Raw genomic sequence first — 20288 nt, 5'->3', positions numbered from 1 at the left:
GTATGAATGGCCTGATCAGCGCGACATCAAGACAAGCGCGCCGCGCCTGATGGCGCATCAACCGGCCTTGTCGCCGGCCTTGTGCGCGATCCACGCGCCGATCACCGCCGACACGTACGGAATCGATTGCGCGGCGAGGATGAACATCCACAAGGTGCCTTCGATGTAGCGCGTGCCGTAGCCCAGCGCCATGCCGATCACGCACAGCGCCAGCGCGATCGCCATCAGCAGCTCCTCGCGTACCGGGGCGAACGCGGCGAAGTTGCTGCCGCCCAGGCGCCGGCTCTTGGCGGTCACCACGAACGAGGTCTTCTCGCGGGTGAGGCCGTGCAGGATGCCGCGGGCGATCGCGTGGGACAGGCCCATGCTGGCCAGCGACGCCATCAGCGTGTCGTACCAGCTGCACGGGACGCGGGCGCGATACAGCACGATGCCGAAGATCGCCTTGGCGAAGAAGAAGCCGATCACCGGGATCAGGAACAGCTGCATCGGCAGGCTGAAGTATTGCGGATACGCAATCATGCCCGCGGTCCAGAACAGCGCCATCAGGGTGAAGATCAGGTGCAGCGCGTCGGCGAACCAGCTGAACCAGCCGGTGAGGAAGTGGAAGCGCTGGCCAGCCGACAGCGGCCCTCGCTGCGTCATCCAGTTCCAGCGCCCCTTGAGGATCTGCATCGCGCCGAATGCCCAGCGGTAGCGCTGGCTCTTGTACGCCTTGAAGTCGGCCGGCGTCAGGCCCTTGCCCATCAGCTCGTCGACGTAGACCAGCTCGTAGCCCGCGTGCATCAGGCGCAGGCCCAGCTCGGCATCCTCGCAGATGGTCCACTCCGACCAGCCGCCGGTGCCTTCCAGCGCGGTGCGCCGGACCATGGTCATGGTGCCGTGCTGGATGATCGCGTTGCGCTCGTTGCGGTGGTGCATGCCGATGCGGAAGAAGCCGTCGTATTCCCACGCGGTCATCCGCCGGAACGCGTTGTGCTCGAACTCGCGATGCGCCTGCGGGCACTGCACCACGGCCACCTTCGGGTCGTGGAAGTAGCCGGTGAGCGTGGCCAGCCAGTCGGCGCGCACCTCGTAGTCGGCGTCGATCACCGCTACCACATCGGCGGCCGGATCGGTTTCCTTGAGGCCGAAGTTCAGCGCGCCGGCCTTGTAGCCGGGCCACGGTTCCAGGTGGAAGAAGCGGAAGCGCTTGCCCAGCTTCTCGCAGTAGGCCTGCACCGGCTGCCATACCGCCGGGTCCTTCGTGTTGTTGTCGATCACCAGGACTTCGAAGTTGGCGTAATCCAGCGCGGCCAGCGAATCCAGGGTGATGATCACCATCTCCGGCGGCTCGTTGTAGCAGGCCAGGTGGATCGACACGAACGGCTGCTTTTCCGGCGGATCGGGCGTGAGCATGCTGGCGTGGCGCATCCACTGCGGTCGCCACAGCACCTCGGTGAACTCGAAGCCGTTGATCAGCAGGATCGCCAGGATCGCGATCTGCGCGGGGAACAGCAGGGTGAGCATGGTCCAGTCGACCCAGCTCAGGTAGAAGTTGAACGGCAGCGTGGCCGACCAGGTCAGCAGGCCGCAGGCCAGCTGGATCAGCGCGCAGAAGAACAGCTTGCCCATCAGCCGGAAGCGGCTGAAGCGGCGGGCGAACAGAATCATCGGCAGCAGCGCCAGCAGGCTGGCGGCCAGTGCCTTCCACGGCCAACCGGTGTCCTCGGTGACCGGGCCGGTCAGCGGGAATTTCATCTGGCGGTCGGCGTTGAACATGCCCCAGTACGCGCCGGTGCGGCCTTCGCCCAGGTTTTCCTTCCACGGCTGGTCGAACGCTTCGAGCAGGTAGTAGTCGATGTGCTGCTGCTTGGCGACGTTCATCCAGTCGCGGATGAAGATCGCCTCGTTGGACACCGACGGATCGGCGTACTCGTGCCGGTCACCGTTCGACGGCCAGCCGATTTCGCCGACCACCACGGGCTTGTCCGGAAAGTGCTGGCGGACCTGGTCGTAGGCACCCAGCGCGGCCGGCACCGAATCCTTGCGCGCGATGCCGTTCCAGAACGGGAACAGATGGATGGTGATGAAATCGACGTGCTGGGCCAGCTCGGGATACTTCAGCCAGATGTAGTCCGGCTCGGCGATCGACACCGGCTGGTGCACGGCCGCGCGCACCCGGTCCAGGTAGGCCATCATCTGTTCCGGCGTGAGGTCGTTGCGGAACAGCACCTCGTTGCCCACGATGACGCGAGTGATCGTGTCCGGATAGGCGCGCGCCTTGGCGATCAGCAGCTCGATCTCGCGTTCGTTGTTGTCCAGCCGCTTGTCGATCTCGGCGCCGGCCATCACCTTCAGGCCTTCGGCCTGCGCCAGCCGGTACAGCTGCGGGTTCTGCTGCATGGTGTACGTGCGCACCCGGTCGCTGTACTTGTGCAGCAGCTTCAGGTCGGCGGCGATGTCGTCGCTGCTGGGATAGTCCTGCTTGAACGGGCTCTGGTAGCGCTGGAACACCGACAGCGAGAAACCGCCGATCCTGCCGTGCCAGTCATCCGGACCGTGCGGCAGGTTGCCGTACCACCACAGCCCGATGTTCATCGCCGCCACGACCAGCGCGAGCAGGATCGCAGTGAGCAGCGGATATCGGCTGTTGTGGTTTGCTGCGGTGATGCTCAAGAGATCCCCAGGGAGGCTTCGCCGGACTGGCGACCGAGCCGCAGAAGCTTAGCGAATTTGAGACCAACGGCCAATGAATCCCGGGCGGAGAGAACTCCGTCCGCAGGCGACGGCCTTCGCGAGGCCGGACGCGGCCGTCTCCGCGGGAGCTTGTCGGCCGGTGGTTGCGGCGATCGGGTCGAGGTTGTGACCGGCTCGGGCCGGGCCATCGCGTCTTGCAACACCCGTCCGGCTTGATCCAGCTCACAGTTCGGCCGTGTGTGCGGGTGGCTTGCGAACGCACGAGGCATTCCCGGCGGTGTGGTGGAATCCGTCTGCAAGTCCTTGTTGCGGGGAAAGGTTGTGGCGGCGGGCCGGCATGTGCTGCAGCGGTCGGCGGGCAGGAACCGCTTCGTCAATAAGAAACTGTCTTATGGCGCCGCGGGGACATGATCCGAACAATGCGCGGCTTTCGTGCCGGGTGCAGCCTGTTCGGCTCATCGTGGATTGCTGGTCAGGGAAGGATGGTTTTGTCACAGGGACTGTTTCGCCAGGAAGTCATCGACGCCAGACGCGGCGAGTGGCTCGGTTCGATCATCGTGGCCGCGCCGTTGTCGCGCTGGCTGTTGACCACGCTGGCGATGACGCTGGCCACGGTGATTCTGCTGTTCCTCTTTCTTGGCCACTACACCCGCCGTGAGACCGTGGTGGGGCAGCTGGTGCCCAGCGCCGGCCTGCTCAACGTCGCGGCTCCCGACGCCGGCACGATCACCCGGCTGAATGTGCGCGACGGCCAGCGGGTCAGGAAGGGCGAGGTGTTGCTGCGCCTTTCCAGCGAACAGGACAGCGCGGCGCTGGGCGACACCCATGCGCTGGTCGGCAGGCAACTGGAGATCCAGCGCGCGCGCCTGCGGGCCGATCTGGTCAATCAGCAGCAACTGGGCGAGCAGCAGGGCGACGCCCTGCGGTCGCGGATGGCCCTGCTGCAGGGGCAGCTCACCCAGATCGCCGGACAGCTGGCGATCCAGCAGCAACAGGTGACCAGCAACCAGCAGATGCTGGCGAAGATCAAGCCGCTCGCCGCACGGGGCTTCGTATCTGCGGTGCAGATCCAGCAGCAGGAAGCGGCGGTGCTCGACGCACAGGCGCAGTACAAGACGCTGTTGCGCCAGCAACTCGATGCGCGCCAGCAATACGACGAGGCGCAGCAGCAGCTGGCGCGCCTGCCGCTGGACGAGGCAGGCAAGCGCAACGATACCGAGCGGCAACTCGCCGCCCTGGCCCAGTCGACGGCGCAGAACGAAATGCAGCGGGCGGTGGTGTTGCGCGCGCCGCGCGATGGCGTGGTTTCCACCGTGCTGCTGAAGGAGGGGCAGATGGTCGCCGCCGGCCAGCCGCTGCTCTCCATCCTTCCGGCGGGCTCCTCGCTGCAGGCGCAGTTGCTGGTGCCCAGCCGAGCCATCGGCTTCATCGAACCGGGCAGCCGGGTGGTCTTGCGCTACCAGGCTTTCCCCTACCAGAAGTTCGGCCAGCAATACGGCAGGGTCAGCGATATCTCGCGCAGTGCCCTGGGCGTGGCGGAGGTCAATGCCCTGATCGGACAGCAGGCACGCGAGCCGCTGTATCGCATCGAAGTGAAGCTGGACAGCCAGCAGGTGATGGCTTATGGGCGGCCCGAGCCGGTCAAGCCCGGAATGGCTCTGGAGGCCGACGTGCTGATGGAGCGCCGTCGCCTGATCGAGTGGGTATTCGAGCCGCTTTACGGCATGGCGCATCACGTTTCGGCGGACCGGTAATCCGTCGCCAGGATAGTAGTGGTGGCAAAAAAATTGGCTGCAGCCTCATCGAATGAAGATGAGGTTGCTGGCCGATATCCGCAGAGCGATCTGCCTAAAACCAAAGGAGTAAAGAAAATGCAGGAACTGAGCATGAATGAAGTCGAGCAGGTCAACGGTGGTTTCATCGTCGTTGTCGCGCTGGCCCTTTTCGATGTGGGCATGATTGCCTATGACGCTTATCAGCTGAAACACATCAACGATTGATTCAATCATCACCATCCGATGATTGAATGACGTTGCCGCCACATGCATTCAATTCATGTGGCGGTTTCAATGAATCCTTGCGGACTGACAGCATGAAGTTCAAGTATGGTTTTCCGCCTCAGGTTGGCTGTGATCTGTCCGATGCGAATCGGCTGATTGAGAATTATGGGCGACTGCACGTCGTGGCAACATTGCTCGGACTGCTTCTGGTCGGGCCATGCCTGTACCTCGCCTGGTCGCTGCTGTGGCCGCACAGCTGGGCTCTTGGCGTCTTTGACCAACCTCCCGGCATCTTCATCGGGACTCTGGTCGGCATAGTCATCGTGCATGAGTTCATTCACTTGCTGGCATTGCCCGGTTCCGGTCGTGGCGAACGCTCATACATGGGATTTGATCCGAAAACGCATCTTCCCTATGTGGCCTATCTGGGCGAATTGAGCCGGCCAAAAGCGGTGATGGTGGCATTCATGCCGATGCTGGTGCTGACGCTGCTGCCATTTCCCCTGGCCTGGATGGTGCCCGCCCCATACCTGCCCATGCTTTCGTCGCTGTCCATATTGAATGGAACCGCCGCGAGCGGCGACGTGTGCATCATCTTTCTGCTGCTCTGCAAAGTACCGCGCCGCGCGGTCGTTCTGGGAGAGTTCTATGGGTTTCGCCACGGCTGATACCGCACCGGTTCGTTGTGCGGCGGTGGCTCGCTGTCGAGCGACCCGGTGGGCGTCTGATGATTTCGCAGGACGGGTCGCGGAATGCATGGAGTCGAGACCGTGGTGAGGACTCCAGGCGACACCCGCATGATGGCCTTGGGCCTCCTGCCATCTGTCGGTCACGTGGCTTGCGGAAGAGCAGTTGCGCATGGCTGACGGCAACCGTTCCGTTCCCGTGGCGGCCGCCGCGCGCCTTCCGCTGCAGTTCGGCTGGTCACGTCACCTGCCGGTGGTCCTGCAGACCGAGGCTGCCGAATGCGGCCTGGCCTGCCTGGCCATGATCGCCAATCATCATGGCCACGACGTGGATCTGGCCGGTTTGCGTCGGCGCTTTTCCAGTTCGCTCAAGGGCGCCACGCTGGCTCGAGTGATGGCGATGGCAGGTCAGCTGGGCTTGGCCTGCCGCCCCTTGAAGCTGGACATGGACGACCTGTCCCAGCTCAGAACGCCTTGCGTGCTGCACTGGGATCTCAACCATTTCGTGGTGCTGAAGAGTGTCCGCAGGCGCGGCATCGTCATCCACGACCCGGCGCGCGGCCTGCGCAAACTCAGCATGAAGGAGGCGTCCGACCATTTCACCGGCGTGGCGCTCGAGCTGAATCCCATGGCCGACTTCGCTCCGGTGCGCGAACGCCAGGCGGTATCCATGCGCGCGCTGACCGGCCGGGTGCGCGGACTCGTTCCCGCGCTGGCACAGATCCTGATGCTGGCCCTGGCGCTGGAAGTGTTCGCGCTGGCTGCGCCGTTCTATCTGCAATGGGTGATGGACCAGGTCCTGGTATCGGCCGATCGCGACCTGCTGACCTTGCTGGGCCTAGGCTTCATCGGCATCGCGATCTTCTCGGCGCTGGTCACGGCGGCGCGCTCGTGGGCGGTCACCTGGCTGGGCGCCACGCTCAACGTGCAATGGGCCAGCAACCTGTTCGCCCACCTGATGCGGCTGCCGCTGGACTGGTTCGAGAAGCGGCATGTCGGCGACGTGGTGTCCCGCTTCGGCTCGATCCAGACCATTCAGCGCACGCTGACCACACAGTTCATCGGGTCCCTGCTGGACGGCCTGATGTCGCTGGTGACCTTGGTGGTGATGGCGTTCTACAGCATCGGGCTCACTGCGCTGGTGGCTGGCCTGTTCCTTGTCTATGGGCTGGTCCGCTGGGGCTTCTTCGGTCCGCTGCGGCGCGCCAGCGAGGAGCAGATCGTCTACGGCGCCCGCCAGCAGAGCGAGCTGCTGGAATCCATCCGCGGCGCGATGCCGATCAAGCTGGCCAGCAAGCAGGACGAGCGGTTGTCGCGCTATGCCAATGCCACGGTGTCCACGGCCAATCGCGACATCGCCATCCAGCGGCTGGGCATCGCCTTCGTCCTCAGCAACCAGCTGATGTTCGGCATGGGTCGCGTGGCGATGATCTGGATCGCTGCCACGCTGGCGCTGAAGAACGAGTTCTCCGCGGGCATGCTGATCGCCTTCATCGCGTACGCCGACCAGTTCACCAGCCGCGCCGGTGGGCTGATCGACAAATGGGTGGATTTCAGCATGTTGAAGCTGCATGCCGAGCGAGTGGCGGACATCGCGCTGACCGCGCCGGAAGAAAACTCGTCGTCCTCATGGGACGGGCCGGCTCCCGAGGCGAGCATCGAGTTGTGCAACGTCAGCTTCCGCTACGCCGAAGGCGAGCCGTGGATACTTCGCCATTGCAACTTGCGCATCGATGCGGGCGAGTCCGTGGCTTTCGTCGGGCCCAGTGGCTGCGGCAAGAGCACGCTCGCCAAGATCATGCTCGGGCTGCTTGCGCCCACGGAAGGCGAGGTGCGCTTTGGCGGTGTCGACATCCGCAAGCTGGGGCTCGATGTCTATCGCCGCTGGATCGGCGCGGTGATGCAGGACGACCAGCTGTTCGCGGGCAGCATCGCGGACAACATCAGTTTCTTCGACCCCGAGGCAACGCCGATGCGGATCGAAGCCGCTGCGCGGCTTGCCGCCGTCCATGACGATATTGCCGCGATGCCGATGGCTTGCCAGAGCCTGGTCGGTGACATGGGTTCCAGCCTGTCTGGCGGACAGAAGCAGCGGGTGATCCTGGCGCGGGCGCTGTATCGGCGACCGCGGCTGTTGGTGCTGGACGAGGCGACCAGCCATCTGGATCTGGAGCGGGAACGCCTGGTCAACGCGGCGGTTCAGCGGTTGCGGATCACCCGGATCGTGATTGCGCACCGGCCGGAGACAGTAGCCGCGGCGGGAAGGGTGATCCGGTTGGGCATCGAACGGCCGGCCTGTTCGCCATGAAGAGCGGGAAGGCCTGCTCCGCCATCATGGGAAACGGCGGCTTCCCGATTGCCGCCGCCACAGCGGAGCGCGACATCCCGCATTCGCAAGCGGATGCATCGACATCATTACGGAGGTGCGGCTCCGGCAACGGATCTGTTCGGGAATACGCATGAAAAAACATGGCTTCATGGCCGGAATATTGATCATCACCGTGCTGTTCAGTCAGTGCGTGTGGGCTGGATGGACCCGGTCTTCCGGCTCGACCATACGGTTCGAGGGGGACATCGAAAAAGGTTCGTACGAACAATATTTGGCGGTCGCCAGGGGTGGCTTTACCAGAGTGCTGCTCAACAGCAGCGGTGGTTACCCTTCCGTGGCGTTGAAGATTGCCAGGGACATCCAGAAGCATCCGGATGTCGAAGTCGACGTGAAAGGAGTGTGCGTTTCCGCGTGCGCAAGCTATCTGGCCATCGCCGGACAGCATCTGAAGATCGAATGCGATTCGGTGGTCGCGTGGCACGGCGGCCTCGGCAACCCGGAAGACGAGGCGCGATCCATGCGCGCCGAGAACATCCCGGAGGGGCTGGTGGTTGCGTATGCGGCCTGGCTCAAGGCATTTCATGCCGACGAGTCGGACTTCTATGTTCGCGCTGGCGTGGATATCGCCTTGCTCGCCGATTCGGAGAAGGCCGTCAGCGCCCTCGATCTGGACGAAAGCTACACGCTGGACGCCGTGACTGGCGAGTACTCGTATTCGACATCCGCCGGGGTCTGGGTGCCGTCGATGCGTTCGTTGAAAAAGTATGGCGTGAAGGACCTGAAGTATTGCCGCGATGACGGCGCGACCGAAATCGGCAAGGCGCTGAAGAAAAATGACTATTCGGTGAAATTCTCCACCGCCACGTTCCATTGAATGGCCGGTGTGATCCGATCCCTGTGCAGGGGTTCTGCACGTTGCAACAAGGAAGAAGAAATGGATGTTTTGACCCAGAGTGAAATTGGTCAGGTTGCCGGCGGTGATCTGAAGGGGGCGTTGGGTGCAGGCGCAGCCGCATTGGCGGTGGGTGGCGCTTCTCTCGGTGCCGAATGGGGCGCGGTCGCCGTCGGTGTCGCGATCGGTGCGGCCCCGTTGACCGTCGTTGCGCTGGTCGGGCTCGCCGCCTATGCGGGCTACGAACTCATGCAGAACTGAAGGAACCCGGATAATGCAGATCTTGAATGAAAACGAACTGGCCATGGTGAATGGCTCGGGTGCCGGCGAAGCCGCTGCAGCGACCGGGGTCGCGATCGGGATCGGCGCGGCCACGTATGGCACCGCGCTCGGCACCATCGCCGTGGGCGCCGCCTTTGCGGTTGCTCCGCTCGCCGTGGTGGCAATGGTCGGGCTGGCTGCTGTTGCCGGCTACGAGCTTGCCACCAAGTAGTCGTTGCCTTGGCACCTGCCGGCTCATGCCGGCAGGTGCGTTCCGGAGATGAACCATGAGTCCCGACACGTTTGAAATGCTGGCCATGATCACCCTCGTGGTGGGCTTCTATGTCGTCTGCATGCGGCTGGGCGAACTGCATTCGCAACTGCGCAAGCTGGAAAGGCGCCTGCTCGGCGACAGCGAAGCCGACCTGGCGAAGCTGGCCGAGATCCGGTCGCTGGCCGTGTCCGGCAAGCAGGGGCGCGCCGTGGCTGCCCATCGCCGATATTTCGGAACCAGCCTGGCCGAGGCCACCGATGCGGTGCGGAAACTTGATGGTGACGCTGCGGCGCGTGGCGCCTGAGCCGACCTGACGCCGGCCTGCCTGCGGGGCGAATGAGTCGGCACGGCGAAGTCCGGGCATGGGTTTTGGGTTAGAGTCCGCGCTGTGGCCGCTTTTTCGGCGGCGTTCGCAGTGGTCGTCCGTTCGCGGCGCAAGGCGCTGCATGTCTCGGGGGATCACGTGCGACAACTTACCTGGCGTTTCCTTTTGCTCGCCCTGGTTTTTCTGGGGCTGAGCCGGCTCGGTCTTGCGCTGTGGCTGTGGCCGCGTGTAGGGCCGGCGGGCGGCTTGTGGCCGGTAATGTCTGGCGGGCTGCGCATCGATCTGAGCCTGCTGGCGATGATCTGTGCGCTGCCGGCCCTGCTGTCGCCGTGGCTGGGGCATCGGCCCCGGGCCGCGCGCATCACCGCGTGGTGGTATCGGCTGTGGTGGATGCTGTTCGTGCTGCTGGAGCTGTCCACGCCGCAGTTCATCCTGGAATACGACACCCGGCCCAATCGCCTGTACGTGGAGTACCTCAACAGTCCGCACGAGGTGTCGGCGATGTTGTGGCATGGCTACAAGGGCGTGCTGCTGTTCGCCCTGTTGGGCCTGCTGCTGCTCGGCTGGGTCGGCTTTCGTGTGTTGCGCACGCAACTGGTCGATGCGCGCCTGCGCCTGCGCTGGCGGCCGCTGCTGACCGCGATGATGTTTCCGCTGCTGTTCCTGGCCGGGCGCGGCACGCTGGAGCATCGCCCGCTGAATGCGTCGATGGTGGCGTTCAGCGATGACGCGATGGTCAACACGTTGCCGCTGAATTCGCTGTACAGCGTGATCAATGCGATCCGCGGCATGCACAACGAGCGCTCGTCGGCGACTCTGTACGGGCCGATGCCCGAAGCGGAAATGCAGCAGCTGGTGCGCGAGGCGTCGGGGTTCGAGGGGCCGATGCCCGATCCGCAGCATCCCAGCTGGCATGTGCAGCACGCCTCGAAGCGGCCGGCCGAGCCGCTCAACCTGGTCATCATCGTCGAGGAAAGCCTGGGCGCGCAGTACATCGGCACGCTGGGCGGCGAGCAGCTGTCGCCGCAGTTCGATGCGCTGGCGAAGGATGGCTGGCTGCTGGCGCGGACCTACGCTACCGGCACGCGCTCGGTGCGCGGGCTGGAGGCGATCACCACCGGTTTCCTGCCCACGCCGGCCGAAGCCGTGCTGAAGCAGCCGCGCAGCCAGCGCGGCTTCTTCACCCTGGCCGGCCTGCTCGGCGAGTTCGGCTACCACTCGCGCTTCATCTACGGAGGCGAGGCGCACTTCGACAACATGAAGTCGTTCTTCCTGGGCAACGGTTTCGACGAGGTGATCGATCAGCCGAAGTTCGAGGTGAAACCCACCTTCGTCGGTTCGTGGGGCGCGTCCGACGAGGACATGTTCAACGAGCTGCACCATCGCCTGATGCAGGGCAGTACGCAGCCGCAGTTCACGCTGGCCTTCAGCGTCTCCAACCACACGCCGTGGGAATACCCGAGCGGACGGATCGAGGCGAGCGACCCGGCGGCGAGCGTGCAGAACACGGTGCGCTACGCCGATTGGGCGATCGGCCGGTTCTTTGCGAAGGCGAAGCTGTCGCCGTACTGGAAGAACACCGTGTTCCTGGTCGTGGCCGACCACGATTCGCGAGTGTTCGGCGCCAGCCTGGTGCCGGTGCGACACTTCCACATTCCCGCGCTGATCCTCGGTGCGGGCGTGCCGGCCCAGCGTGACGAACACCTCGTCAGCCAGATCGACCTGGCGCCCACCCTGCTGTCGCTGATCGGCATCAGCAGCGTCCAGCCGATGCTCGGTGCCGATCTCACCGTGCATTACCCGGGCCGCGCCATCATGCAGTACGGCGACAACTACGGTTATCTGAAAGGTGACCAGTTGCTGGTGCTGCAGCCGGGCCAGCCCGCGGCGCAGTTCCACTATGAGGTGGCCGACCACCAGCTGACACCGGTGGTGGTCGATCCGGTGCTGTCGAGGTTGGCGCTGGCCCATGCGTTGTGGCCCAGCTGGGCTTACTTCAACCAGCGTTACGGCTTGCCGCCGAAATCCCTCCAGCCCGCGCCCGCTCCGGCGGCGACGGTGCTGAAGCCGATGGAGCCGGACAAGTGCTGTGCCACGCGCCAGCTGTAATGGAAGAAACCCGGCGCAAGGCCGGGTTTCTGTCTATATCCAGGACGCTGGCGATCAACGCAGCAGCGAGCGCAGCATCCACGCGGTTTTTTCGTGCGCCTGCAGGCGGCCAGTGACCATGTCGGCGGTGCCGTCATCGCCGGCGGCGTTGGCGGCCTTGAGCGTATCGCGGGCGGTGGCGGCGGCGATCTCGTGGCCTTCGACCAGCTGGTTCACCATCTCCTTCCATTCCGGCACGCCCGATTCTTCCTTGATCGAGCTGAGCTTGCCGAACTGGCTGTAGGAGCCCGGGGCGAACACGTCCAGCGTGCGGATGCGCTCGGCCACTTCGTCGGCGGCCAGCCACAGCTCGTTGTACTGGGTCTCGAACATCAGGTGCAGGCTGTTGAACTGCGGACCGGTGACGTTCCAGTGGAAGCTGTGTGTCTTCAGGTACAGCGAATAGGTGTCGGCCAGCAGCTTGGACAGGTGCTTGGCGACCGCTTCGCGGTCCTTCTTGGCAATGCCGATGGAAATGGCCATGTGCTGCTGCTCCTTGACGGGTGGGTGAATGCAATGGGTCCACATTAGCGGGTGCCGGCCCGCCGGTGAAATGAAACCTTCGTATGCCTGCGATAGCTGGTGGCTATCGGGTTGACCCGCGTCCAACAGGTATCATGCGCGGTTCGATGAATGACCATCCGCCACCACCGCCTGATTCCGCCGCCGTCGGCCTGCGCGACCTGCGCCGCCAACTGGATGGAGTGTCCAGCCGCGACTTCGGTCGCCTGCTGGGGCGTTGGCGCACGCTGTCGCGCCGGCCCGACGAAGGCAAGCTGGAGGCGCTGCGCGCCGATATCCAGCGTTCCGCGGCCAAACGCCGCGCCCGCGCCGCGGCCAAGCCCGAGATCCGGCTGGACGATGCGCTGCCGATCAGCGCCCGCGGCGAGGACATCGTCAAGCTGATCCGCGACCACCAGGTGGTGGTGATCGCCGGCGAGACCGGTTCGGGCAAGACCACCCAGCTGCCGAAACTATGCCTGGCCGCCGGCCGCGGCGAGGCCGGCATGATCGGCTGCACCCAGCCACGCCGGCTGGCCGCGCGCTCGGTGGCGCGTCGGGTGGCCGAGGAACTGGGCACGCCGCTGGGCGAGGTGGTGGGTTTCCAGGTGCGCTTCAACGACCAGGTGTCCGAGCGCAGCCTGGTGAAGTTCATGACCGACGGCATCCTGCTCGCCGAAACCCAGGGCGATCCGTGGCTCAGTGCGTACGACACGCTGATCATCGACGAGGCGCACGAGCGCAGCCTCAACATCGACTTCCTGCTGGGCTACCTGAAGCGGCTGGCGGTCAGGCGGCCGGATCTGAAGATCATCGTCACCTCGGCCACGATCGACACCGCGCGCTTCGCCGAGCACTTCGGCGGCGCGCCGGTGGTCGAGGTGGAAGGGCGGGCGTATCCGGTGGAAACGCGCTGGCGGCCGGCGGAGGCCGTGGCCAAAAACATGCAGCAGGGCAGCACCGAACACATCGCTGCCGTGCTCGACGAAATCAGCCACGATGATCCGCGCGGCGACGTGCTGGTGTTCCTGCCCGGCGAGCGCGAGATCCGCGACGCGCACCAACTGCTGTCGCGCCGGCAATATCGTGAAACCGAAATCCTGCCGCTGTACGCACGGCTCTCCGCCGGCGACCAGGACCGCGTGTTCAAGCCCGGCGTGAAACGCCGCGTGGTGCTGGCCACCAACGTGGCGGAGACCTCGCTCACCGTGCCGCGCATCCGCTACGTGATCGACACCGGCACCGCGCGGGTCAAGCGCTACAGCCAGCGCAGCCAGCTCGAACGGCTGCATGTGGAGCCGGTCTCGCAGGCGGCGGCCGACCAGCGCAAGGGCCGCTGCGGCCGCGTGGGGCCGGGCGTCTGCTACCGCCTGTACGACGAGGCGGACTTCGCCAGCCGCGCCGCATTCACCGATCCCGAATTGCTGCGCTCGTCGCTGGCCAACGTGATCCTGCGCATGCTTGCGCTGAAACTGGGCGAGGTCGACGACTTCCCGTTCCTGGAAGCGCCCGACCCGCGCGTGATCGCCGACGGCTTTCGCCGGCTCACCGAGATTTCCGCGATCGACGAGGCGCGCAAGCTCACCGCGATCGGCCGCACCCTGGCGCGCCTGCCGATCGACGTGCAGCTGGCGCGCATGCTGGTCGAGGGTGAGCAACTGCACGCCCTGCGCGAGCTGCTCGTCATCGTCAGCTTCCTCAGCATCCAGGATCCGCGCGAGCGACCCGGCGATGCACGACAGCAGGCCGATACGGCGCATGCCGTGTTTGCCGATCCGAAGTCCGACTTCGCCGGCGTGCTTAACCTGTGGCGGGCCTACCACGACGCCCACGAGGAACTGACCCAGTCGAAGCTGCGTGACTGGTGCTCGCGGCACTTCCTCAGTTTCATGCGCATGCGCGAATGGCGCGAGCTGCATCGGCAGTTGTTGCTGGTGGTAGGGGAACTGGGCTGGAAGCTGGAAGGACAGCTGCAAGCCGCACGCTCTGCTCCTCCCCCTGCGCGCAGGGGGAGGTCGGGAGGGGGTAGAGCTCTTGACGTCGCTGCACAAAGTCAAAAGCGGACCCCACCCCGGCCCGCCCCTGCGACCGAAGGAAGTCCCTTTGGGGCGAGCAGGGGAGGGAGTGACGGCGGCGACTCCGCCGATCGTCTTTACGAATCCGTGCATCGCTCACTGCTGGCAGGCCTGCCGACCCAGGTCGGCCGCAAGGACGAAAAGGGCATCTACCAGAGCACCCGCGAGCGCAAGTTCCAGGTCTTCCCCGGTTCGGCCTTGTCGAAGGCGCCGCCGAACTGGATCTTCTCCGCGCAGATCCTCGACGTGGGCGGGCGCGTGTGGGGCATGGCGAACGCGCGGGTCGAGCCGCTGTGGATCGAACAGCAGGCGGCGCATCTGCTGCGCACGAGTTGCCGCGAGGCGCACTGGTCGAAGAAGCGCGGCTGCGTGGTGGCCTACGAGCAGGTCAGCCTGTTCGGCCTGGTGCTGGTGGAGAAGCGACCGGTCACGTTCCAGCAGCAGGACCCGGCGCTGGCGCATGCGATCTTCCTGCGCGAGGCGCTGGTACGCGGCGACATCGACACCAGGGTGGACTTCGTGCGCGCCAACCAGCGTGTGCTGGAAGAGGCGCTGGGCATCGAGGCGAAGCAGCGCCGCGAAGGGCTGATCCGCCACGAGGACGAGCTGGTCGCGTTCTTCGAGGGCAAGCTGCCCGAGGGCATCGCCAGCAGCCGTGCGCTGGATGCGTGGTATCGCAAGGCGCGCCCCGCCGAGCAGGCCGCGCTGCGCTGGTCGCTGGACGACGTGATGGCCGGCGGCGCGGGGCTGGATGTAAAGGCATTTCCGGTCGCGCTGGATATTCCGCCGCAGAAATACAAGCTGGAATACCGCTTCGTCCCCGGCGACGAGGCCGACGGCGTGACCCTGCAGCTGCCGCTGGCGATGTTGAACGCGCTGCCCGCCGCGCGTTGCCAGTGGCTGGTGCCGGGCCTGCTCGCCGACAAGGTGGCCGAGCTGATCCGCGGCTTGCCAAAAGCGCTGCGCCGCAACTTCGTGCCCGCGCCGGATTTCGCGCGCGCCTTCGTCGAGGCGGAATCGCCCTGCGACGAGTCGCTGGCCAAGGTGCTGGCCGCGTTCCTGAAACGCACTACCGGCGTGGACATCGGCGCCGGCGAGTTTGCCGGCATCGAACTGCCGCCGCACTTCCTGATGCGCTATCGCCTGCACGACGAACGCGGCAGGACGCTGGCCAGCGGCCGCGACCTGGCCGCGCTGCGAGGGCAGTGGGAAGGCCAGGCGCGCGAAGCGTTCTCGCGCAAGACCGACATCGAGCTGACCCGCGAAGACGTGGCCAGCTGGGATTTCGAGGCGATTCCCGCACAGGTGCGCTCCGACGGCGGCCTCACCGCGTTCCCCGCGTTGGTCGACCTGGGCGAGACGGTGGCGCTGCGCGTGTTCGAGCGCAGCGACGAGGCCCGAGCCGCCCATCGGCAGGGCGTGGTGCGACTGTTGCGCAACGCGCTGGCCAGCGAGGCGAAGCAGGCGCGCCGGCGCTTGCCGATCGGCAATGCGCTGGCGCTGAAATACGCGCCGCTCGGTGGCGTCGACGGCCTGCGCGAGGACCTGCTCGAAGGCGGTTTCCAGGATCTGCTGGAACGCCATGAGCTGGACGCGCGCACCGCCGGTGCGTTCGAGGCGCTGCGCACGCAGTTCTCGCGTGAGCTGTTCGGCGCAGGCGTCGAACGGCTGAAACTGGCCGAACCGATCATCGAGGCCCAGGCCGAGATGAAGCCGTGGATGGCGCCGCCGCTGCTGGGCTTCGCCCGCGCCAGCTACGACGACCTCGGCGAGCAGTTCGACGCGCTGCTGACGCCGGGCTTCCTGCGCGACTTGCCGACCGCGCGGCTGGCGCACTACCCGCGCTACCTCAAGGCGATGCGCCTGCGTGGCGAACGCCTGCGCCAGGACCCGGCGAAGGACCAGCAACGCATGCTGCAGGTGTTGCCGTACTGGCGCGCCTGGCTGCAGCATCGCGCCGCCGGCGCCGATCCGGCCGACCTGGCCGAGCTGCGCTGGCTGATCGAGGAATGGCGCGTGTCGCTGTTCGCCCAGGAGCTGAAGACCGCCGAGCCGGTCTCGGCCAAACGGCTGGCGAAGGCGCTGGCGGCGCTGGGCTGATTCCCCCGCGCGGCATTGGGTCGCCGGTCAGTGAACGGCCCGACCCTGCAGTTAAGATGAAGCATCCAGCGGATACCCGAAGATCATGCCTCCCATCGCCAACACCGGCAGCCTGCAGTCCTGGCGCGAGCGCGTCGGCACGCTGCCGCCGATGCTGGGCGAGGCGCTCGACGCCTGTGTCTCGCGCAAGCTGCATGAAGCCGAGTGCACCGACGTGCTGGACCTGCTGGGCATGCTCGGCTGCGATGCGCAGACCCAGGCTGCCGCGTTGTGGTTCGAACTGGCGCGCGCCGATCCGGCGCTGTGGCAGGAGCGTCGCGCGAAACTGCCGGCGGAACTGCAGCGGCTGGTGGACGGGCAGCAGGCGGCCGAACAGGTGTGGGCGCTGCACGCGCAGCGACCGCCGCAAGGTGCCGCCGAAGGCTTGCGCCGCCTGCTGCTGGCGATCGTGCGCGACCTGCGCGTGGTGTTCGTGCTGCTGGCCCGCCAGCTGGCGCGCATGCGGGCGGCGGCGAACCTGGCCGACGACGAGCGCCAGGCGCTGGCACGGCTGACCCGCGACATCCACGCGCCGCTGGCGAACCGGCTCGGCATCTGGCAGCTGAAGTGGGAACTGGAGGACCTCGCCTTCCGCTACCTGCAGCCCGACACCTATCGCCGCATCGCCAGGCTGCTCGACGAGCGCCGCGCCGATCGCGAGGCGTTCATCCGCGAATCGCTGGACGAACTGCAGCGGGCGCTGGCCGCCGCCGACATCCGCGCCGACCTGGCCGGCCGGCCGAAGCACATCTATTCGATCTGGAAGAAGATGCAGCGCAAGTCGCTGGATTTCTCCGACCTGTACGACATTCGTGCCGTGCGCATCCTGGTCGACAACATCACCGACTGCTACGCCGCGCTGGGCGTGGTGCACGGGCGCTGGCCGCATCTGCCGAACGAGTTCGACGACTACATCGCGCGGCCCAAGGCCAACGGCTACCAGTCACTGCACACCGCGGTGATCGGTCCGGCCGGCAAGACCCTGGAAGTGCAGATCCGCACCCACGAGATGCATCGCGCCAACGAGCTGGGCGTGGCGGCGCACTGGCGCTACAAGGAAGGCGGCAGCGGCGATGCCGAGTTCGAGGCGAAGATCGCCTGGATGCGCAAGCTGCTGGAACCGCGCGGCGACGACGACAGCACGCTGGCCGCCGACCTGCATACCGAGCTGCTGGAAGACCGCGTCTACCTGCTGACGCCCAAGGGCGAGGTGTTCGACCTGGCCCGCGGCGCCACCGTGCTGGACTTCGCCTACCTGGTGCATACCGAAGTCGGTCATCGCTGTCGCGGCGCCAAGGTCAACGGCCGCATCGTGCCGCTGACCTTCCAGCCGCAGAGCGGCGACCGGGTGGAGATCCTCACCGGCAAGGTGGCCGATCCCAGCCGCGACTGGCTGTCGCCCCATCACGGCTACCTCAACACCTCGCGGGCCAGGGACAAGCTGCGCAACTGGTTCCGCAGGATCGCCCACGACACCAACCTCGCGGTCGGCCGCAGCATGTTCGAGCGCGAGCTGCGGCGTCTGGCGCTGACCAGTGCCGACGTGGGCAAGCTGCCGGCGCATTTCCACCTGAAGAATCAGGACGAGTTGCTGATCGCACTGGCGCTGGGCGAGATCACGCCCGGCCAGATCGCCCGCGTGGTGCAGGAAGCGGCGCAACCGGCGCAGCCGGCGGTGACGCAATCGAGCACGCCGGTCGCCTCGCGGCACAGCACGCTCGACCACAGCGCACTCAGCATCGAGGGCATCGGCAACCTGCTGACCACGCTGGCGCGCTGCTGCCAGCCGCTGCCGGGCGATCCGGTGCGCGGCTTCATCACCCGGGGCCGCGGCGTGTCGGTGCACCGCGCCGACTGCGCCAGCCTGGCGCGGCTGGCCCGGCGCGATCCGGACCGGGTGATCGAGGTGAGCTGGGGCAGTGCGGCGGCACAGGCCTATGAGGTCGACATCGAATTGCGCGGCTACGATCGCAAGGGCCTGCAGAAGGACGTCACCAGCGTGATCAGCAACGCGGCCACCCACATCATCGCTTCGTCCAGCCGGCAGTTCGTGCGCACCGGCGAAGTCGAAATGCGCTTCACCCTGCGCGTGCGCGACTTCGAACAGCTGTCGGCCCTGCTCGGCAAGCTGCTGGCGCTGCCCAACGTGATCGACGTGCGCCGCGTCGGCGTCGGCTGAATGCCCACGCAATGCCTGCCCCCGTGCGGGGCAGGGGCTGCTGGCCCGATGGTAAGCTGAGCCGACATTTTCAAAGCCACGAACCATGAGCGGACGCCGCGACCAGCACGACGCACACCCCCCGATGCGCACCGAGCCCACCCTCGGCGATCTCGATCGGCTGGACGCGCCGCGCGCGCCGGCGCCGGATGGCCTGCCGCGGGTTGCGGTGGAAGCGCGCCGGCCACATGGCCGGGCGTCCTCGTCGGCGCGACCGAAGACACGCCGCGGCTGGCTGGTGCCGGTCCTGCTGCTGGTGGTGATCGCCTTGCTGGCGGCGCTGTGGATCAACCAGAACCGCCTGCGCGGCATGGTGCCGCGCACCGACTTCAACACCTTGCTCACCCAGGCGCAGCAGGCCTTGCAGGATGGACGTCTGGACGGCCAGGACGGCAGTAGCGCCCGCGAGCTGTTCCAGGCCGCCGCGGCGCTGGAGCCGGACAACGATCGCGCCCGCGACGGCCTGCGCCAGGTGGGCCAGGCGATGCTGTCGCAGGCCGATGCCTCGCTGCAGGCGGGCAACCTGAGCCAGGCCGCGCAGCAGGCCACGGTGGCCCGTGAACTGCTCGGTGGCGGCAGCGACATCGATCGGCTGGATCACGCGATCAGCAGCGCACGTGCCGGTCAGGTGCACGCCGTGGATCTGGTCGACCAGGCGCAGCAGGCCTTCGCCGCCGGTAAACTGGCCGGGCCCGATGGTGCCGGCGCGCTGTATCGGCGCGTGCTGCAGGCCGACCCCGACAACGCGGTGGCCAGGCACGGGCTGGACCAGGTCGGCTACGCGCTGGCAGTCGATGCACGCCAGGCGCTGGATGCGAAGGACAACGCGAAGGCCGATGCCAGCATCGAACAGCTCGCCGCACTGCAACCGAACAACGGCGCGCTGCCGGCGCTGCGCGCGCTGCAGGCGCAGACACGCAAGCAGGACAACAGCGCACTGGCGGCGGAACTGAAGGCCGGCCAGGAGGCGCTGCGCGCCGGCCGCATCGCCGGCAGCGGCGACGACACCGCCCTGGTGCACTTCCAGGCGGTGCTCAAGCTGGACCCCGACAACGCCCAGGCCCACGCCGGCCTCGGCAACGTGGCGCAGGCGCTGACCGTGCAGGCGAGCGCGGCGGTCGACGCGGGCGACGACCTGCAGGCGGAAAAACTGCTGGACCAGGCCGCGCAGCTGGCGCCGAAATCGGCCGACCTGGCGGCGACGCGGGCACGCCTGGGCAGTGCGGCGGCCGCCGCCGTTCCCGATGCCGGCAAGACCACGCCCGCAGTTGCCCCGACCAGCGAGCCGTCGATGCTGGAAGCCGTGTTGACGCCGCAGCAGAGTGCGGCCGTGGCGCAACTGGTGCAGCGCGCCGAGCAGGCGACCAGTCACGGCGACATCATGATGCCGCCCGGCGACAGCGCCTACGACCTCTACCGCAGCGCGCTGGCCATCGATGGCAACAACGAGGCGGCGGTGCGCGGACTGCAGGCCTTACCCGGCAAGGTTCGCCAGCAGTTCGAGCAGGCGCTCGCCGCAGGCAAGCTAGGGCAGGCCAACGACATGCTGGCCAACCTCGCCGAGCTGGCGCCTGGCGATGCCGCGCAGGGCGCCCTCGGCAACCGCCTCGCCGGTGCCTGGCTGGACCAGGCCGAACAGCAACTGGGTCGCGGCGACCGCATCGGCGCCGGCCAGTCGCTGCTGCGCGCACGCAAGCTGGCGCCGGCGAATCCGCGCGTGCAGGACCTGGACGCCCGTCTGCAGGGTGGCGGGTGAGTCGC

Annotated in this window: 14 protein-coding genes; 12 read left to right on the top strand and 2 right to left on the bottom strand. The window is 66.6% G+C overall.

All coding sequences use genetic code 11. From position 1 onward, the window contains the following. Positions 1-57: 57 nt before the first annotated feature. The gene (locus AC3A56_RS17155; RefSeq protein WP_487771159.1) at positions 58-2658 is read right to left on the bottom strand and encodes a glycosyltransferase family 2 protein; all 2601 of its coding nucleotides are present in this window, start codon (positions 2656-2658) and stop codon (positions 58-60) included. 509 nt (positions 2659-3167) lie between these two features. On the opposite strand from AC3A56_RS17155, the gene AC3A56_RS17150 reads away from it, so the two are divergent. The 9 genes from AC3A56_RS17150 (at position 3168) to AC3A56_RS17110 (ending at position 11555) form a co-directional block, all read left to right on the top strand. Next, positions 3168-4433 carry an HlyD family secretion protein gene (locus AC3A56_RS17150; protein ID WP_487771158.1) on the top strand — a complete coding sequence of 422 codons (1266 nt, stop codon included), beginning with the start codon at positions 3168-3170 and terminating at the stop codon, positions 4431-4433. Positions 4434-4454: 21 nt separating this feature from the next. Then, a complete protein-coding gene (locus AC3A56_RS17145; protein WP_157599025.1) occupies positions 4455-4679 on the top strand; it encodes a hypothetical protein in 225 nt (74 codons plus the stop codon). Positions 4680-4771: 92 nt separating this feature from the next. Further along, positions 4772-5347 carry a DUF3267 domain-containing protein gene (locus AC3A56_RS17140; protein ID WP_162248794.1) on the top strand — a complete coding sequence of 192 codons (576 nt, stop codon included), beginning with the start codon at positions 4772-4774 and terminating at the stop codon, positions 5345-5347. Positions 5348-5537: 190 nt separating this feature from the next. Further along, positions 5538-7673 carry a peptidase domain-containing ABC transporter gene (locus AC3A56_RS17135; protein WP_056767295.1) on the top strand — a complete coding sequence of 712 codons (2136 nt, stop codon included), beginning with the start codon at positions 5538-5540 and terminating at the stop codon, positions 7671-7673. Positions 7674-7824: 151 nt separating this feature from the next. Then, positions 7825-8568, top strand: coding sequence for a hypothetical protein (locus AC3A56_RS17130; protein WP_487771157.1), 744 nt, complete (start codon positions 7825-7827; stop codon positions 8566-8568). Positions 8569-8628: 60 nt separating this feature from the next. Continuing rightward, positions 8629-8847: a hypothetical protein gene (locus AC3A56_RS17125; protein ID WP_157599023.1), complete on the top strand. Its 219-nt coding sequence runs from the start codon at positions 8629-8631 to the stop codon at positions 8845-8847. A 13-nt stretch (positions 8848-8860) separates the two neighbouring features. Beyond that, entirely contained in the window at positions 8861-9079 is a 219-nt protein-coding gene (locus AC3A56_RS17120) for a hypothetical protein (protein ID WP_056767286.1), read from the top strand. Positions 9080-9134: 55 nt separating this feature from the next. After that, on the top strand, positions 9135-9425 hold the full coding sequence (locus AC3A56_RS17115; RefSeq protein WP_056716178.1) for a hypothetical protein: 291 nt from the start codon (positions 9135-9137) through the stop codon (positions 9423-9425). Positions 9426-9704: 279 nt separating this feature from the next. Then, a complete protein-coding gene (locus AC3A56_RS17110; RefSeq protein WP_487771156.1) occupies positions 9705-11555 on the top strand; it encodes an LTA synthase family protein in 1851 nt (616 codons plus the stop codon). Between the two features lie 54 nt (positions 11556-11609). Here AC3A56_RS17110 and AC3A56_RS17105 read toward each other — a convergent pair whose 3' ends face one another. Continuing rightward, positions 11610-12077, bottom strand: a complete 468-nt coding sequence (locus AC3A56_RS17105) for a Dps family protein (protein WP_056716181.1) — start codon at positions 12075-12077, stop codon at positions 11610-11612. Between the two features lie 146 nt (positions 12078-12223). On the opposite strand from AC3A56_RS17105, the gene hrpA reads away from it, so the two are divergent. The 3 genes from hrpA (at position 12224) to AC3A56_RS17090 (ending at position 20283) form a co-directional block, all read left to right on the top strand. Beyond that, on the top strand, positions 12224-16270 hold the full coding sequence (gene hrpA, locus AC3A56_RS17100) for an ATP-dependent RNA helicase HrpA (protein ID WP_487771155.1): 4047 nt from the start codon (positions 12224-12226) through the stop codon (positions 16268-16270). Between the two features lie 85 nt (positions 16271-16355). Beyond that, the gene (locus AC3A56_RS17095; RefSeq protein ID WP_487771154.1) at positions 16356-18488 is read left to right on the top strand and encodes a RelA/SpoT family protein; all 2133 of its coding nucleotides are present in this window, start codon (positions 16356-16358) and stop codon (positions 18486-18488) included. 85 nt (positions 18489-18573) lie between these two features. Further along, positions 18574-20283, top strand: coding sequence for a hypothetical protein (locus AC3A56_RS17090; RefSeq protein WP_487771153.1), 1710 nt, complete (start codon positions 18574-18576; stop codon positions 20281-20283). Positions 20284-20288 lie beyond the last annotated feature (5 nt).

The sequence above is a fragment of the Rhodanobacter sp. Soil_C_14 genome (assembly GCF_057657335.1).
This window is presented reverse-complemented; position numbering and strand designations above follow the sequence as displayed.

Excerpts from the sequence above, each read along its gene's own strand:
- AC3A56_RS17140 (WP_162248794.1), top strand. The coding sequence starts at position 4,772 with ATGAAGTTCAAGTATGGTTTTCCGCCTCAGGTTGGCTGTGATCTGTCC.
- AC3A56_RS17135 (WP_056767295.1), top strand. The coding sequence starts at position 5,538 with ATGGCTGACGGCAACCGTTCCGTTCCCGTGGCGGCCGCCGCGCGCCTT.
- AC3A56_RS17130 (WP_487771157.1), top strand. The coding sequence starts at position 7,825 with ATGAAAAAACATGGCTTCATGGCCGGAATATTGATCATCACCGTGCTG.
- AC3A56_RS17125 (WP_157599023.1), top strand. The coding sequence starts at position 8,629 with ATGGATGTTTTGACCCAGAGTGAAATTGGTCAGGTTGCCGGCGGTGAT.
- AC3A56_RS17120 (WP_056767286.1), top strand. The coding sequence starts at position 8,861 with ATGCAGATCTTGAATGAAAACGAACTGGCCATGGTGAATGGCTCGGGT.
- AC3A56_RS17115 (WP_056716178.1), top strand. The coding sequence starts at position 9,135 with ATGAGTCCCGACACGTTTGAAATGCTGGCCATGATCACCCTCGTGGTG.
- AC3A56_RS17110 (WP_487771156.1), top strand. The coding sequence starts at position 9,705 with ATGTCTGGCGGGCTGCGCATCGATCTGAGCCTGCTGGCGATGATCTGT.
- AC3A56_RS17105 (WP_056716181.1), bottom strand. The coding sequence starts at position 12,077 with ATGGCCATTTCCATCGGCATTGCCAAGAAGGACCGCGAAGCGGTCGCC.
- hrpA (WP_487771155.1), top strand. The coding sequence starts at position 12,224 with ATGAATGACCATCCGCCACCACCGCCTGATTCCGCCGCCGTCGGCCTG.
- AC3A56_RS17095 (WP_487771154.1), top strand. The coding sequence starts at position 16,356 with ATGCCTCCCATCGCCAACACCGGCAGCCTGCAGTCCTGGCGCGAGCGC.
- AC3A56_RS17090 (WP_487771153.1), top strand. The coding sequence starts at position 18,574 with ATGAGCGGACGCCGCGACCAGCACGACGCACACCCCCCGATGCGCACC.